At 67.9% G+C, this 15,623-nt stretch carries 17 protein-coding genes; 4 read left to right on the forward strand and 13 right to left on the reverse strand.

The features are described 5' to 3' along the window. Positions 1 to 73: 73 nt before the first annotated feature. The 6 genes from rseP to pyrH are packed head-to-tail and all read right to left on the reverse strand — an operon-like array spanning position 74 to position 5,117. The gene (gene rseP, locus AX692_RS02515; protein ID WP_081095085.1) at positions 74 to 1,171 is read right to left on the reverse strand and encodes an RIP metalloprotease RseP; all 1,098 of its coding nucleotides are present in this window, start codon (positions 1,169 to 1,171) and stop codon (positions 74 to 76) included. A gap of 16 nt (positions 1,172 to 1,187) precedes the next feature. Beyond that, positions 1,188 to 2,354, reverse strand: coding sequence for a 1-deoxy-D-xylulose-5-phosphate reductoisomerase (gene dxr, locus AX692_RS02520; RefSeq protein WP_073975787.1), 1,167 nt, complete (start codon positions 2,352 to 2,354; stop codon positions 1,188 to 1,190). Beyond that, complete coding sequence (locus AX692_RS02525) at positions 2,351 to 3,133, reverse strand: phosphatidate cytidylyltransferase (protein WP_073975786.1); 783 nt, start codon at positions 3,131 to 3,133, stop codon at positions 2,351 to 2,353. The genes dxr and AX692_RS02525 overlap by 4 nt, the downstream gene beginning before the upstream one ends. Beyond that, a complete protein-coding gene (gene uppS, locus AX692_RS02530) occupies positions 3,120 to 3,812 on the reverse strand; it encodes a polyprenyl diphosphate synthase (RefSeq protein ID WP_230959590.1) in 693 nt (230 codons plus the stop codon). Before uppS ends, AX692_RS02525 begins: the two co-directional genes overlap by 14 nt. A 10-nt stretch (positions 3,813 to 3,822) precedes the next feature. Further along, positions 3,823 to 4,380: a ribosome recycling factor gene (gene frr / locus AX692_RS02535; protein ID WP_073975785.1), complete on the reverse strand. Its 558-nt coding sequence runs from the start codon at positions 4,378 to 4,380 to the stop codon at positions 3,823 to 3,825. Positions 4,381 to 4,397: 17 nt separating this feature from the next. Further along, a complete protein-coding gene (gene pyrH / locus AX692_RS02540) occupies positions 4,398 to 5,117 on the reverse strand; it encodes a UMP kinase (protein ID WP_073975784.1) in 720 nt (239 codons plus the stop codon). An 85-nt stretch (positions 5,118 to 5,202) separates the two neighbouring features. Between pyrH and AX692_RS02545 the strand changes: the two genes are divergently transcribed. Then, entirely contained in the window at positions 5,203 to 6,045 is an 843-nt protein-coding gene (locus AX692_RS02545; protein WP_073975783.1) for a metallophosphoesterase, read from the forward strand. A gap of 15 nt (positions 6,046 to 6,060) precedes the next feature. Here the strand turns inward: AX692_RS02545 and AX692_RS02550 are convergent, their stop codons facing one another. The 3 genes from AX692_RS02550 to rpsB form a co-directional block, all read right to left on the reverse strand. Continuing rightward, positions 6,061 to 6,372, reverse strand: a complete 312-nt coding sequence (locus AX692_RS02550; RefSeq protein ID WP_073975782.1) for a hypothetical protein — start codon at positions 6,370 to 6,372, stop codon at positions 6,061 to 6,063. A 162-nt stretch (positions 6,373 to 6,534) separates the two neighbouring features. After that, positions 6,535 to 7,461: a translation elongation factor Ts gene (gene tsf / locus AX692_RS02555; RefSeq protein WP_073975781.1), complete on the reverse strand. Its 927-nt coding sequence runs from the start codon at positions 7,459 to 7,461 to the stop codon at positions 6,535 to 6,537. A 126-nt stretch (positions 7,462 to 7,587) separates the two neighbouring features. Then, the gene (gene rpsB, locus AX692_RS02560) at positions 7,588 to 8,370 is read right to left on the reverse strand and encodes a 30S ribosomal protein S2 (RefSeq protein ID WP_073975780.1); all 783 of its coding nucleotides are present in this window, start codon (positions 8,368 to 8,370) and stop codon (positions 7,588 to 7,590) included. Positions 8,371 to 8,664: 294 nt separating this feature from the next. On the opposite strand from rpsB, the gene AX692_RS02565 reads away from it, so the two are divergent. After that, positions 8,665 to 8,934, forward strand: a complete 270-nt coding sequence (locus tag AX692_RS02565; protein WP_073977018.1) for a hypothetical protein — start codon at positions 8,665 to 8,667, stop codon at positions 8,932 to 8,934. Here the strand turns inward: AX692_RS02565 and AX692_RS02570 are convergent. The 3 genes from AX692_RS02570 to AX692_RS02580 are packed head-to-tail and all read right to left on the reverse strand — an operon-like array spanning position 8,873 to position 11,712. Beyond that, the gene (locus AX692_RS02570) at positions 8,873 to 9,766 is read right to left on the reverse strand and encodes a CDP-alcohol phosphatidyltransferase family protein (protein ID WP_081095086.1); all 894 of its coding nucleotides are present in this window, start codon (positions 9,764 to 9,766) and stop codon (positions 8,873 to 8,875) included. The genes AX692_RS02565 and AX692_RS02570 overlap by 62 nt on opposite strands. Continuing rightward, positions 9,763 to 10,515, reverse strand: coding sequence for a phosphatidylserine decarboxylase (locus tag AX692_RS02575; protein ID WP_073975778.1), 753 nt, complete (start codon positions 10,513 to 10,515; stop codon positions 9,763 to 9,765). Before AX692_RS02575 ends, AX692_RS02570 begins: the two co-directional genes overlap by 4 nt. A gap of 51 nt (positions 10,516 to 10,566) precedes the next feature. Beyond that, on the reverse strand, positions 10,567 to 11,712 hold the full coding sequence (locus AX692_RS02580; protein ID WP_073975777.1) for a beta-ketoacyl-ACP synthase III: 1,146 nt from the start codon (positions 11,710 to 11,712) through the stop codon (positions 10,567 to 10,569). 192 nt (positions 11,713 to 11,904) lie between these two features. Between AX692_RS02580 and AX692_RS02585 the strand changes: the two genes are divergently transcribed. Then, positions 11,905 to 13,029: a hypothetical protein gene (locus AX692_RS02585; RefSeq protein WP_073975776.1), complete on the forward strand. Its 1,125-nt coding sequence runs from the start codon at positions 11,905 to 11,907 to the stop codon at positions 13,027 to 13,029. 7 nt (positions 13,030 to 13,036) lie between these two features. Here AX692_RS02585 and AX692_RS02590 read toward each other — a convergent pair whose 3' ends face one another. After that, complete coding sequence (locus AX692_RS02590; protein ID WP_073975775.1) at positions 13,037 to 13,927, reverse strand: LysR family transcriptional regulator; 891 nt, start codon at positions 13,925 to 13,927, stop codon at positions 13,037 to 13,039. Positions 13,928 to 14,057: 130 nt separating this feature from the next. Between AX692_RS02590 and AX692_RS02595 the strand changes: the two genes are divergently transcribed. Then, positions 14,058 to 15,623 (forward strand): proton-conducting transporter membrane subunit, encoded by a 1,566-nt coding sequence (locus AX692_RS02595; RefSeq protein WP_073975774.1) that lies wholly within the window; start codon positions 14,058 to 14,060, stop codon positions 15,621 to 15,623.

Consider the following 15,623-nt stretch of genomic DNA (forward strand, 5'->3'; position numbering starts at 1 on the left):
GGACGCCTCTGCCCGATGTGCCTTCCGCAATCAAGCGGCGCGCTCTGTGCCGGGCCGCGTATCCACCGCCTCGTCAGCTGCCGAAGATCGGGAGCGAGATAATGTCATTCACCGTCACCACCGCCATCAGCATCAGCACCAGGGCGATCCCGGTGCGGTAGGCCCATTCGGTCGCCTGCGGCCCCACGGGCTTCCGGCGGATCGCCTCGGCCGCGTAGAACATCAGGTGCCCGCCATCGAGCGCGGGGATTGGCAAGAAGTTGATGAATGCCAAATTAAGCGAAATGAGCGCGGCGAAGTGGATGAAGGCCGCCGCCCCCATGCTCAGCTGCTCGCCCGAGTACTTGGCGATCTTGAGTGGCCCGCCCAGTTCCTTGACCGATCGTTCGCCGGTGATGATCTGGCGGATGCCGGTGACCATCATGCCGGTGAGATCCCAGCTCTGCTGCACGCCCAAGGGGATCGCCTCGAGCAGCCCCACCTTTTCAATCTCGTACTTGCCGCCCGCAGGCGCGATGCCGATCAGGCCTTCGGTGCTGACATTGCCGAAGGTGTCCTTGCGCTCGCTGCGCGCGGTGGTCAGCGGGATGGCGAGCGTCTCGCCCTCGCGCTCGACGGTGAAGACCATGCGCTTGCCCGGATGGAGCGCGACCTTGGTCTTCAGTTCGGTGAAATCGCGCACCGGCTGCCCGTCGATGGCGACGATCACATCGCCGACTTTCATCCCCGCGGCCTCGGCGACGCTGCCCTCCGCGAATGCGCCGATGGTGCGCGAATCCTCGACGCCCACGATCACCGGCTTGCCGATCACCGCGAAGAAGGCCGCGAAAATGCCGATCGCGAGCAGCAGGTTGGTGACCGGCCCCGCCGCGACGATCAGCGCGCGCTTCCACAAGGCGGCGGCCTGGAAGCTGCCCGCCTCTACGGGGGCATCGGGATCGGGGATGCTCGCGGGGTTCATGTCGCCCCGGAACTGCACGTAGCCGCCCAAGGGGAGCGCCGAGAGCTTCCAGCGCGTGCCGCGCCTGTCGGTGAAGCCCATGAGCTCCTTGCCGAAGCCGACCGAGAAGGCCTCGGCCTCGACCCCGAACAGGCGTCCGACCAGCAGGTGGCCGAGCTCGTGCAGGGTGACCAGAGGTCCGAGCAGCAGCACGAAGCCGATCAGGTACATCCAGAAAGGGGGGCTTTCAAACAAGGGCTTGGGTCTCCAGCAGGGCCTGTGCCTGCATCCTTGCGGATTGGTCCACGGCGAGCACTTCGGCAAGGCTCGCGGGGCGCGGGGCGTCGTTGCTGCGCATCAGGGTCTCCTCGACCAATGCGGCAATCCGGGTGAACCGGATCTGACCGGCGAGGAAGGCGGCGACCGCGACTTCGTTGGCGGCGTTGAGGATCGCGGGCGCGGAACCGCCTGCCCTGATCGCCTCGCGCGCAAGGCGGGTGGCGGGGAACCGGTCTTCGTCCGGCTGGAAGAAGGTCAGCTCGCCGATAGCGGCAAGATCGAGCGGGGCGAGAGGCGTCTCCATCCGCTGCGGCCAGGCAAGGCACGAGGCGATCGGCACGCGCATGTCGGACGGGCCGAGCTGCGCCAGCGTCGACCGGTCGCGGAATTCGACCATCGAATGGATCACGCTCTGCGGGTGGACCACGATCCCGAGCTTCTCCAGCCCCACGGGGAAGAGGTGATAGGCTTCGATATACTCGAGCCCCTTGTTCATCATCGTCGCGGAATCGACGCTGATCTTGGCGCCCATCGACCAGTTGGGATGCGCGACCGCCTCGGCCGGCGTGGCGGCATCGAGCTGCGCCTGAGTCCAGGTCCGCAAGGGGCCGCCGCTGGCGGTGAGGGTGATCTTCGCGACGTCCTCGATGCGGTTGCCCGAGAGACACTGGAAGATCGCGTTGTGCTCGGAGTCCGTGGGCAGCAGCGTCGCGCCGTGTCTGGCGACCGCCTCCATCAGCACCTCGCCCGCCGAGACCAGCGCCTCCTTGTTGGCGAGCGCAATGGTGCCGCCGCGCTCGACCGCTGCCATGACGGGGGCGAGGCCTGCGCAGCCGACGATCGCCGCGACGGTCATGTTGACGGGCCGCATCGCCGCCTCGACCAGCGCCTGCCGGCCACCCGCCGCCTCGATCCCGCTGGTGCCCAAAGCTTCGCGCAGTTCGGGCAGGCAGCGCTCGTCGCCAACCACCGCAAGCCTCGCGCCGAACTCGACCGCAAGCGCCGCCAGCTCGGCCGCGCTGCAATGCGCGGTCAGCGCCTCCACCTGCCACGCCTCGGGGTTGCGCCGCACCAGATCGAGAGTCGAGGCGCCGATCGATCCGGTCGCGCCGAGGAGAGTGAGCGTGCGCTTCATGCTGCCAACATCAGCCACAGGAGGCGCGCCTGCTCGATCACGAACAGCGTGAAGAACACCGCGATGAACCCGTCGAGCCGGTCGAACAGCCCGCCGTGGCCGGGTATCAACTGCCCTGAATCCTTGACGCCCGCGCGCCGCTTCATCCAGCTCTCGAAGAAGTCGCCCGCCTGCGCGAGCACCGCGATGAAGACACCGCCCAGCACGGCGCCCGCCAGCGCGATCACCGGGGCGCCGGGGATCAGCGCGCCCGGCCCGATGTCGGCCATTTCTGCCGCCATGCCGACAAGCGCCGCAAACAGCGCTCCGCCCGCGAGCCCGGCCCAGGTCTTGGCCGGGCTGATTTTCGGCGCGATCTTCGGCCCGCCGATCGCCCGTCCGGCGAAATAGGCCCCGACATCGACCGCGATCACCGGCAGCAGGAACCCCATAAGCACGCCGAATGGCCTATAGCCATAAAGTTCGGGATCAAGCGGGAGCACCTGCCGCCCGTTGACCACCGCCATCATCGCATAGGCCGCGCCGCCGACATAGATCACGCCGGCAAAGAACCACAGCGTCTCGGCGAGCCCCGAAAGGCCGAAACGCTCGATCAGCTTGTTCCATTCCCAGATCACGCCGCCCGCAAGCAGCGCCACGAAGACCGTCCAGAACCACCCGCCGAGCCACAGCGCGCCGCCCGCCAGCACCAGCATCACGATGGCGCTCGCAAGGCGCACCGGCAAATCGGTGACGCCCGCGCGCGTGTCCCTCACCCGGGCCGTGTCACCTTCCGCCATAGCGCCGCTCCCTCCGCGCGAAGTCATTGAGAGCCTGCGTCAGGTGCGCAGGCTCGAAATCGGGCCACAGCGTATCGACGAAAAGCATTTCCGCATAGGCCGCCTGCCACAGCAGGAAATTCGACAGGCGGATTTCCCCGCTGGTGCGGATCAGGAGGTCGAGCGGGGGGAGATCGTGGGTGTCGAGGTGGGCGGCAATGGCCTCGATCGTCACCTCGCCGCCCGCTGCCGCCTTCGCCGCCGCGCGCGCGATCTCGTGCTGGCCGCCGTAATTGAGCGCGACCGCGAGGGTCTGCTGACCGTTCGCGGTCTGTGCAAGGGCATCTTCCAGCATCGCGACGATATCGGGCGCGAGGCTCTGCCAGTCGCCGATGATCTTCAGCTTCACATTATTGGCGACAAACTCGGGCAGGTCCGATTTGATGAACCGCCGCATCAGGTTCATGAGGTCATCGACCTCGTCTTCCGAGCGCTTCCAGTTCTCGCTCGAGAAGGCGTAGAGCGTCAGGCATTCGAGCCCGGTGCCCTCGAGCGAACGCACCAGCCGCCGCACCGCCTCGACCCCGCGCTGGTGGCCGACCGCGCGCGGCAGGCCCCGCTTCTTGGCCCAGCGGCCATTGCCATCCATGATGATGGCGACATGTCTGGCGCGCGGTTGGTCCAAGCTCTTCCCCATCATCCGTAACGCCTTACTGCGTCAGGATTTCCTGTTCCTTCTTGGCGGCCGCCTCGTCAGTCTCCTTGACGTATTGATCGGTCAGCTTCTGCACCTGCTCTTCGGAGCGCTTGCGATCGTCCTCGGAGATTTCCTTCTTCTTCTCGTCGGCCTTGAGGCTTTCCATCGCGTCGCGGCGCACGTTGCGGATCGCGATCTTGGCCTTTTCGGCATATTGCCCCGCGAGCTTGGCGAGCTCCTTGCGGCGCTCCTGCGTCAGATCCGGGATCGGCAGGCGCAGGGTCTGGCCGTCGATGATCGGGTTGAGGCCCAGGTTGGCATAGGCGATCGCCTTTTCCACCGCGTGGAGGTTCGACTTGTCCCACACCTGCACGCTGAGCATCCGCGGCTCGGGCGCCGAGACGGTCGCGACCTGCTGAAGCGGCATCATCGAGCCGTAGACCTCGACCTGCACCGGATCGAGCAGGGTGGTGTTGGCGCGGCCGGTGCGCAGGCCCTGGAGATCGCTCTTCAGGCTCTCCACCGCGCCCTTCATCCGGCGCTCGACGTCGGCCTTGTCAAATTGCGGCATGGCTGGTTCCTTCGTTCTCAGCTGTCTTGAACAATGGTCTGGACACCCTCGCCCGCCAGCACGCGGGCAAGGTTGCCCTTCTCGCGGATCGAGAAGACCACGATCGGGATCTTGTTGTCACGGCACAGCGCCACCGCGGAGGCATCCATCACCTTGAGATTGTCTGCAAGCACGCGGTCGTAAGTGACGGTATCGAAACGGGTGGCCGAGGGGTTCTGCTTGGGATCGCTGTCATAGACCCCGTCGACACTGGTGCCCTTGAGCAGCGCGTCGCACTTCATTTCCGCCGCGCGCAGCGCCGCGCCGCTGTCGGTGGTGAAATAGGGCGCGCCCACGCCCGCGGCGAAGATCACCACGCGGCCCTTTTCCAGATGGCGCTCGGCGCGGCGGCGGATCACCGGCTCGCACACCTTGTCCATCTCGATCGCCGATTGCACGCGGGTCTGGACGCCGAGCTGTTCGAGCGCGTTCTGCATCGCGAGCGCGTTCATTACGGTCGCGAGCATCCCCATGTAGTCGGCCTGCGCGCGGTCCATGCCCTTGGCGGCGCCCGCCATGCCCCGGAAGATGTTGCCCCCACCGATCACGAGACAGATCTCGAGCCCGGTTTCCTTGGCCGCCTTCACTTCCTTCGCCAGCTCGGCGACGAATTCGGGGTCGATCCCGAACTGCTGGTTGCCCATCAAGACCTCGCCCGAAAGCTTGAGGAGGACGCGCTTGATGGTGGGCAGGCTCATGGGACAGGCAGACTTTCTGGCGGGAGTGGGCTAGCGGGGGCCTTTATCGGGGTGTCACCGTGCTGCCAAGAGGATAGCGGGGATAATGGCCAAGACAATCATCCGCAGGGCGCTGGTGGCGGCGCTGGTCCTCGCCGTGATGGTCGGGGCCAAGGCGTGGCACGACACGATGCACGCGCCGGTGACCCAGCGGCTGGTGGTCGAGAGCCCTGCCCTCCCCACCGGATCACGGCCTGTAACCATCGCGCTGCTCTCCGACATCCACGTCGCCGGCCCCGACATGCCGCCCGAACGGCTCGCGCGGATCGTGGCGCAGGTCAACGCGCTGAAGCCCGATCTCGTGGCCATCGCGGGCGATCTCGTCAGCGAGAAGCGCACCGCCTCGCACATCTACACCGCCGCCGAGGTGATTGCTCCGCTTGGGCGCTTGTCCGCGCCGCTGGGGGTGGTGGTGGTGCCGGGCAATCACGACCACTGGTTCGGATGGGACAAGCTTGCGGCCGAGCTCGCGCGCTATCCGCAGATAAAGGTGCTGCGAAACGAAGCGCTCACGGCCGGGCCGCTGGTGATCGGCGGGGTGGACGATGACTTCACCGGCCAGGCCGATCTGCCCGCGACGGTGGCGGATATGGCGGGCCGCACAGGCGTGCCGGTGGTGCTGAGCCACTCGCCCGACATCTTCCCCAACGTGCCGGTGCAAGTGCCGCTGGTTCTGGCCGGGCACACCCATTGCGGCCAGATCGCCTGGCCTTGGGGCGGCGCACCCGCGACGATGTCGGACTACGGCGATCTCTACGCCTGCGGTGTTGTGCGCCAGCACGGCAAGGTGCTCGTGACGAGTGCGGGGCTCGGCACCAGCCTGCTGCCGCTGCGGCTGTTCACTCACCCGGAGGTATGGCTGATCGAAATCCGCCCGGCGCTGCGCTAAGGCTGCGCGCCGGAACTAGCCCTTGATGATGGCCCAGACACGGGCGCTGATCGGGCGCATCTCTGCAACAGAGGCGTTGGTTTCCTCATGCGTGAGACTGCCATCGTCGCGCGAGGTGCGGATCGCCTCCCAGCGGTCGTAAACTTCGCCGCCAGCCTTGATCGCGGCAGCAAGCTCGTGATCGCCTGCTGCCTCAAGATTGCGCACGCAGACCTTCCATCGCTGCTCGAACCCATGGTGGCACAGAAACCAAGAAAGATCCTTGAATGACAGGACGCGCCTCGCGTCCTCGGCAGATACGCCCTTGATCCAGATATCGTCATTCATCCCGCTCGGCTCCGGCTGTAGTGCGTGCGGGGGGCCATCGAAAGCCCCGGGCGCCATGCCGGACGAACATAAGGCTAAGTGGCAACCAACGGGTAAATAAGCAAAACGGCCGCCTCAGCGCTGAGCTGCGACGGCCGCTTACGATGCGATGGAATGAAGGGATCAGCCCTTCAGCGTCGCTGCCACTTCCGCGGCGAAATCGACTTCTTCCTTCTCGATGCCTTCGCCGAGCTGGAAGCGCACGTAGTCGACGAGCTTGATCGACTTGCCCGCGTCCTTGGCGGCCTTGGCGATGTATTCTTCCACGGTCGCCTTGCCGTCCTTGACGAAGATCTGGCTGAGCAGCGCGTTCTCCTTGGCGAACTTCTTCACCGCGCCTTCGACCATCTTGGCCTGCACGTCGGCGGGCTTGCCGCTTTCGGCAGCCTTTTCGGCGGCGATCTTGCGTTCGCGCTCGATCACGTCGGCGTCGAGACCGTCAGCGTCGAGCGCCTGCGGGAACATCGCGGCAGCGTGCTGGGCGATGTCCTTGCCCAGAGCGTTGAGCGTGTCGGCATCGGCGTCCGATTCCAGCGCGACGAGCACGCCGATCTTGCCGAGGCCGTCGGCGGCCGCGTTGTGGATGTAGGGAACCACGGCACCCTGCGTCACGGCGACCTGCTTGATGCGGCGGATCTGCTGGTTCTCGCCGATGGTGGCGACGTTCTCGGTCAGCTTGTCACCCACGGTGCCGCCGCCCGGATAGGCGGCCGCCTTGAGGGCTTCGACGTCGCTGGTGCCGACCTCGAGCGCGACCGCGGTGGCATTGCGCACGAAGCTCTGGAACTGGTCGTTCTTGGCGACGAAATCGGTTTCCGAGTTGATCTCGACCGCCACGCCCTTGGTGCCCGCGACGAGCACGCCGACCAGACCTTCGGCCGCGGTGCGGCTCGACTTCTTCTGGGCGGTGGCGAGGCCCTTGGCGCGCAGCGCGTCGACCGCGGCCTCGATGTCGCCGCCCGCTTCGGTCAGCGCTTTCTTGGCATCCATCATGCCAGCGCCGGTGCGCTCGCGCAGCTTCTTCACGTCGGCGACGGAAATATCGGCCATGGAGAATTCCTTTATGTGTGTTGTCGGGCGCCCGGCCCTGCCGTCCGGAAGGGAGGCAATGCCGGGCGCGCTAGAGGGGGATTGTGACGGGGGATTGACGCTGTGCGCCTGCCCCCGCGCAAAAGATCAGGCTTCGGCGTCTTCCGCGGCCGGTTCCTCGACCACGACGTCTTCCGCCGGAGGCTCGGCCATCGCGCCGAAATCGCTCGACACGTCGGCCTGGAACTTGCCCTTGCCGGCAAGCGCGGCTTCGCCGATCGCCTGGCAGTAGAGGCGCACGGCGCGGCTCGCATCGTCATTGCCCGGAACCGGGAAGGCGATGCCGCTCGGATCGACGTTGGTGTCGAGGATCGCGATCACCGGGATGCCGAGCACGCCGGCTTCCTTGATCGCGAGGTCTTCCTTGTTGGCGTCGATCACGAACATCACGTCCGGAATGCCGCCCATGTCGCGGATGCCGCCGAGCGACAGCTCCAGCTTCTCGCGCTCACGGGTAAGCTGGAGGACTTCCTTCTTGGTGAAGCCCGAGGTGTCGCCCGAGAGCATTTCCTCGAGGCTCTTCAAGCGGCGAATCGAGCCCGAGATGGTCTTCCAGTTGGTGAGCATCCCGCCAAGCCAGCGGTGGTTGACGAAGTGCTGGCCCGACATGCGCGCGGCCTCGGCGATCGGCTCCTGCGCCTGGCGCTTGGTGCCGACGAACAGCACCTTGCCGCCCGAACGCACGGTCGATTCGACGAAGTCGAGCGCGCGCGCGAACAGCGGCACGGTCTGCGACAGGTCGATGATGTGAACCCCGTTGCGCGCGCCGAAGATGTACGGCTTCATGCGCGGGTTCCAGCGGTGGGTCTGGTGGCCGAAGTGAGCGCCGGCCTCGATCAATGCTTGCATGGTGACGACGGGAGCCGCCATAGGTATTTCCTTTCCGGTTGTTCCTCTGGAAGGCTGGAACCGCGTGTGCGGAGCGTCCCGCAAACGGCACCGGTATGAGCGCCTTCCATGTGAATTTGCCTCGGTTTCGGGCCGAACGCCCTTGCCGGAGCGAGCGCGCCATTAGCGGGGTGAACGCAGGAAATCCAGTCCTCGATCGCTCCTTACGGAAAATTCCTCACCACATTGGTCACGATTGCGCTTGACTCGGCGGAACAGTTGGAGAACAAAGCGACAGAACAAACGTGGAACTATCGGACATAGGGGTAAACCCGCATGCTATCTCTCGCCATCGCCGTCCTGTTCACCCTCTCCGGTCTGATCGCGCTTGCGACGGTCGCGCACTGTCTCCTCGAAGCGCGCGCCGCCTATGCGCGGCTGATGCGGGAGGGTGAGGTGATGCGTGCCGGGTTCGCGCTCCAGGCCGCAGCGATCGAGATGGCGCTGCGCCCGCGGGTGGCGGCGCCCCCGCACCGCGCGGTCGCTATGCGGCGGGCGGCGCAGCCGGGTGGAGCTCGGCTTGCGCAGCCTGCTTTCGCCGCCTGATCCGGGCGTATCTGACGAGACCATAAGGCATCAGCGCTAGATAGACGATGCTGATCGCTGCCAGCGTCCACCACGGCTCGAGCAGCAGCGCGGCAAAAGCGAGGCCGGTGAAGGCAATCAGCGGCAGGCGGATTGCACGGCGCGGCCGCAGCGAGGCCCAGCTCAGCGTCGGCATGTTCGAGATCATCAGCCCGGCGATCAGCGTCAGCCAGGCGGTCATGAACACCGGCTCGCGGAAGGCGGCGTAGCCCGTTTCGAACCACAGGTAGAAGGGCGTGAAGGCAAGCCCCGCCCCGACCGGCGCGGGCACCCCGGTCAGGAACCCGGCCGACTTGTGCGGCTGGTCGTCGACATCGATGCGGGCGTTGAACCGCGCCAGCCTGAGCGCGCAGCAGATCGCGAAGGCGAGCGCGGCGAACCAGCCGAACCGCTCCCATCCCTGTAGCGACCAGAGGAACAGGATCAGCGCGGGCGCGACCCCGAAGGACAGCGAATCGGCAAGCGAATCGAGCTCGGCCCCGAAGCGCGACTGGGCGTTGAGCAGCCGCGCGATACGCCCGTCGATCCCGTCGAGCACGCCCGCCAGCACCACCAGCCCGATCGCGAAAGCCCACTGCCCGTCGATCGCGAAGCGAATCCCGGTCAGCCCCGAACACAGCGCCGCCGCGGTCACCGCATTGGGGAGCATCGCCCGCAGGGTCAGCCCGCTGCCGTCACCCGCGGCGCGCGCATCCTCGTCCTCGGCCGCCTTGGGGCCGAGCCGCGCCGGCAGGTAGCGCGCGCCCGGCAGCTTGCGCCCCGGGCCCTTCTTGCGCGGCGGGGGCAGGTTCATTGCGAGATTCCCTCGATGAGACCACGCTGGCCGATCTCGGCGAGCACCGTCTCGCCCGCGATCACGCTCTGCCCGATCATGACCCTGGGGTCGGTTCCGGCCGGAAGATAGACGTCGACCCGGCTGCCGAACCGGATCAGCCCCACCCGCTGCCCCTTGGCGAGGATGTCGCCGGGCTTGACGAAGGGCACGATCCGCCGCGCCACCAGCCCCGCGATCTGGGTGAAGCCGACGCGCAAGCCATCGGAGCGCTCGATCAGCAGGTGCTGGCGCTCGTTCTCCTCGCTCGCCTTGTCGAGTTCGGCACTGACAAAGCGGCCGGGGATGTAGACCACCCGGCGCACCGTGCCGCCCACCGGCGTGCGGTTGATGTGGACATCGAAGACGCTCATGAAGATCGAGACCCGCGTGACCGGGCCCGCGGGCAGGCCCGGATGGCCCGAACCGTCGTCGATCTGGAGTTCGAGCGGGGGTTCGACCTCCCGGATGAGGCTGACGATCCCGTCGGCGGGCGAGAGGATCACGTTGTCGGCCTGCGGCACCACGCGCTCGGGATCGCGGAAGAAGGCGAAAATGCCGGCCGAGAGCACGAAAAGCGGCCAGCCGATGATCTCCCAGCCGAGCACGAGCAGGAAGAACAGGCTCGCAGCGACCGCGATCAGCCCGAACTTGCGTCCCTCGGGATGGATCGCGGGCCAGTCCCAGCCCGCCTCGCCGCGGCCCTTGTTGTCGAGGATTTCGCCTGCCATGGCTCACGCTTCTAGGGAGAGCTTGCGCCCCCCGCAAGGCAAGTCGCCCGCTCAGCCCACCTTGCGCACGAACACCGTGCCCGCCGAGTAGCCCGCGCCGAACGAGCAGATCAGCCCGGTGTCGCCCGGATCAAGTTCCTCATTATGCTGATGAAAGGCGATGATCGAGCCGGCGCTCGAGGTGTTGCCGTAGGTGTCGAGCACGGTCGGGCTCTCGTCGTCCGAGGCCTCGTGGCCGAGCACGCGCTGCGCGATCAACCGGTTCATCCCCGCGTTGGCCTGATGCAGCCACAGCCGCCGCAAGCCCGCCGGATCGATGCCGAGCCGCGCCGCCTCGTCGATGATCATCTGCGCGACCATCGGCACCACTTCCTTGAAAACCTTGCGCCCTTCCTGGACGAACAGCTTGTCGGGCATGCCTTCCCCCTCGGGCGCGGCGCGGTTGAGGAAGCCGAAATTGTTGCGGATGTTGTTCGAGAACACCGTCTTCAGCTTCGTACCGAGGATCTCCCAGTGCTGCGCGGGCGCAATCGCGGCGTCCTCCACCAGCACCGCGGTCGCCACGTCGCCGAAGATGAAGTGGCTGTCGCGGTCGCGCCAGTTCAAGTGGCCCGAGGTGATCTCGGGGCTGACCACCAGCACGCTGCGGGCATTGCCCGATCGCACATAATCGGCCGCGGTCTGGATGCCGAAGGTCGCCGAGGAGCAGGCGACGTTCATGTCGAAACCGAAGCCCTCGATCCCGAGCGCCTGCTGGATCTCGATCGCCATCGCCGGGTAGGCGCGCTGCATGTTGGAGGCGGCGCACAGCACCGCGTCGACATCCTCGGGCCGCCGCCCGGCCCGCTCCAGCGCCTGCCGTGCGGCAGCGACGCCGATTTCGGCCATCACCGAAATCTCGTCGTTCGCGCGCTCGGGCAGGCGCGGGCACATGATCTCGGGATCGAGGATCGGCGCCTTGCTCATCACGTGGCGCGCCTTGATCCCGCTCGCCTTCTCGATGAACTCGACCGAGGAATGGGCCAGCGGCTCGGCGTCCGGATTGGCGGCGTTGTGGCGGTCAACGAAGGCGTTGAAGCTGGCGACCAGCTCTTCGTTGGTGATGCTCTCGGGCGGCGTGAACAGGCCGGTGGCGGAGATGACGGGGCGCCCGGTCAGTTCGGCGGTGAGCGCGGGGGTCTGTTGCGATTCCTGCATGGATCTCTCTTGCGTGCCCAAATCGTGAGGGGCGCGCGGCATTACGCCGCCGCTCGGCCGCCTGCAAGGCCTCGCCGATGTTGTCCGCACGGTTCACGGCCCCGCAGTGTCAAGATCACGTCACGATCACGCGCCACTGCGCAAGCCGCCGGGCGGTCTCCTGCCGCCCGCACGGGTGGAGCATCCTTGCACGTGACTGCCGAATTGCTGAGCGATTCCGCCGCGCTGGCGGCCGACGGCTCGCCCGCGGCGCGCCATGTGGCGGCTTTCCGCGCGCAGGGCACGCCCGCGCTGATCGCCAATGCCGCCTGCGAGGTCATGCTGCTGCGGCAGGGCGCTGCGCGGCTGCCGGTGACGATCGACGACGGCAGCCGCGGGCGCAGCTATGTCTCGAGCCCGCACAGCACCTACGTGCTCTACCCGCGCGACGAAATCGGGCTGATGGGCCTCGGCGGTGTGCGTTACGTGGCCGAGGGCGTGCTGGGGCTGATCGCCGGGCTCATGCGCGCCAGCCGCCTCAGCCGCGCGGTGCATCTCGACAACTGGCTGCTGTCGACCAGCCTCCACGGCGACTGGCAGGGCGAGGGGCTGGCGCAGATGCGCCGCCTTCTGGCGGCGCGCTATCCCGATCACTTCATCGCGATCCGCTCGGTGGACGCCTGGACCTGTCCGGCCCTGCTGGACGCGGTGCGCGCCGATGGCTGGACGCTGCTGCCCGCCCGGCAGGTGTGGGTGACCGATGATCTGGAGCGCGACTGGCGCGTGCGCAGCCACACCAAGGCCGACGCCCGGATGCTGCGGCGATCGGGGCTGACCCTGGAGCGCCCCGAGCGGATCGCCCCATCCGATGCCGCGCGGATCGCCGAACTCTACCACCAGCTTTATGTCGCGCGCTATTCGGCGATCAATCCGCGCTTCACCCCCGCCTTCGTCACGATGAGCGCCGAAACCGGCCTGCTCGCCTATTCGCTGCTGCGCAATCCGGCGGGCGAGGTGATGGCCTTTGCCGCGCTGCGCTGCGCGGGCGGGGTCGGAACCGTGCCGCTGATGGGCTATGATACCGCCAGGCCGCAGGAGGAGGCGCTGTACCGGATTGCCAGCTATTGCGCGACCGCGCTCGCGCTGGAGCGGGGCCTCAGGTTCCACGGATCGGCGGGCGCTTCCCAGTTCAAGCGCAACCGCGGCGCGCGCGGGATCATCGAATACATGGCGGTCGATGGTCGGCACCTGTCGGCCCCGCGCCGGGCCGCGCTGGCGGTGCTCGCGGCCGGGCTCAACCGCTTCATGGTGCCGATGCTGGAGAGCCGGGGCTGGTGAGCGCGCCCTAGCCGCTGACCGGCAGCGCCTCGTCCAGCACCTCGCGCAGCAGCGGATTGGGGAAGGTGCGCGGGGTGGTGACGGCGTGGAATTCCTCGGTGAGGCCGGGGAGCTGGGCGAGCTCATAGAGCGTGCCATTGGCCAGCTCGTCGCGCACCACGATCGGCGGGATCACCGCCACCCCTGCGTCCGAGCGCGCGAGCAGGCGCAGCATCGCCATGTCGTCGGCCTCGGCGGTAATGCGCGGGACGATGCCGAGGCTCTCGACCAGCGCGTCGAACCCGGCGCGCAAGGCGGTCTCCGGGGTCGGCAGGATCAGCGGCGCGCGCGAGAGCAGCACCGGTAGTCCCTGCGCGGCGAGCGCCAGCCGCGCGCGGCTGCCGACGAGGCTGACCGGCTGTTCGGCAAGGCGCCGCACGAGGTAGGGGCTCGCGGCATCACGGGCAGGCACCTGGTTGGTGAGCAGCACGTCGATCCGGAGCGCTTCCAGCGAGCGCAGCAGCGAGGCCTGCGTGCCTGAGCGCAGCACGACTTCCACATCGTCGCGCCCCAGCAGCGGGGCGAGGAATCCCATCTGGAAGTTGCGCGACAGCGTCGCCAGCGCGCCGATCCGCAGCACCTTGCGCTGCCCGCCGACCGCGCGGAAGGTCGCGGTGAGCTGTTCGGAAGCCCGAAAAATCTGCTCGGCATAATCGAGCGCGATCCGCCCCGCCTCGGTCAGCACCAGATTGCGCCCGCGCCGTTCGAACAGGTCGTGGCCGAGGTCGGTTTCGAGCGCCTTGATCTGGGTCGAGACCGCGCTTTGCGAGATGTTGAGCGCCTTCGCCGCGGCGGTCAGCGTGCCCTCGCGCGCGACGGCGCGGAACAGGCGCAGGTGGTGAAGATTGAGGGTGGCCATGGGGCTCGATCCCGGCTGAGCGTTCTTTCCTATGGAACGATTGGCCACAAAATATGAATTTTTCTTAAGTCCGTCCAGCCCCTATCCGCTCGGCAACCGCAGACCTGCCCGCCGACGGAGTGTTCGCCAGATGCCCGATGCCATCACCGAGACCATGATCGCCCCGCTGGCGCTCGTGCCGGCCCTCGTGCTGGCGCTGCTGCGCCCGGGCAAGCGCCCCGGGCGCCTGCCGCTATTCGCCGAGCTTGCTGCCCTGGCCACCTTCGCCCTCACGCTGGCGGGACTCGCCCGCGCCGCGTTCGGCGCCCCGGCGCACGCAGCGCTGTTCGAGGCACCACTCACTCTCGGCCTGCGCGCCGATCTGGTGGTGGCGAGCCTTGCCGCGCTGGTCGGCTTCATCGGCTGGATCGTGATGCGATACAGCCGCACCTATCTCGACGGCGAGGCGCGCGAGGGGGCGTTCCACGGGTTGATGCTGACCGCGCTCGCCGCGGTGCTGGTGTTCGTCCAGGCGGGCACGCTGCCGACCATGATCATCGCCACGCTCGCGGTCGGTCTTGCCCTGCGCAAGCTGCTGCTGTTCTACCCCGACCGCCCGGAGGCGCAGCGCGCGGCGACCAAGTTCGCCTATGTCTGGCACGGCGGCGACGTGCTGCTCGCCTTGGCCGCAGGGCTGCTGCTCAGCCGCTTCGGCACGCTCGACCTCGCCGCGCTCCCCGCCGCCGCCCAAGCCACCGGCCTCGGCCTTGCCGGAACGCTCGGCATCGCCGCGCTGGTCGCCGCCGCAGCATTGAAGACCGCCGCCTTCCCGCTCCACGGTTGGCTGACCGAGGTGATGGAGGCCCCTACCCCGGTCTCCGCGCTGCTCCACGCCGGGATCATCAACTCGGGCGGCGTGCTGCTGATCACCGCCGCAGGCCTCGTGCAGCAGAGCACCGGGGCGATGGCCGCGCTGGTGATGATCGGCGGCTTCACCGCACTGTTCGGGGCGGCGGTGATGCTCACCCAGAGCGCGATCAAGACCGCGCTCGCTTGGTCGACCGTCTCGCAGATGGGCTTCATGTTGCTCCAGTGCGGCCTCGGCCTGTGGACGCTGGCGCTGCTGCACATCATCGCCCACTCCCTCTACAAGGCCCACGCCTTCCTCTCCTCGGGCGGGGCGGTCACCGAGGTGGCGAACATCCGCCGCCCCGGACCGGTGGCGGTGCCGAGCGTCGCCGCGGTGCTCAAGAGCTTCGCGCTGGCGCTGGCGATCTTCGCCGCGATCGCCGCGACCTTCACCGCTGCCTTCGGCCCCAAGACCCCGCAGGCCCTCGCGCTCGGGGCGATCCTGATCTTCGGGGTGGCCTACCTCGTCGCACAGGGCCTTGCCGACGCCGCGCCGGTCGCGCTCACCAAGCGCACCGCCGCCGCCGCGCTGGCCGCCGCCATCGGCTACTTCAGCTTCCAGACCGCCGCGCAAGGCATCTGGGGCCCGCTGCTGCCCGCCGCCCCGATGCCGACCGATCTGGAATGGGCGCTACTGGTGATCGCGGTCGCGAGCTTCGGCCTGGTCGCCTTCGCGCAGGCGCTGTTCCCGCTGTGGGCGCACCACCCGGCCACCGCCGGGCTCAGGGTACACCTCGCCAACGGCCTCTACATGAACGCCCTGCTCGACCGCGCCATCGGCGGCTTCCGCACCACGATGACCCGCTGA

It is taken from the genome of Erythrobacter donghaensis (genome assembly GCF_001557325.1).
Classification (GTDB): domain Bacteria; phylum Pseudomonadota; class Alphaproteobacteria; order Sphingomonadales; family Sphingomonadaceae; genus Erythrobacter; species Erythrobacter donghaensis_B.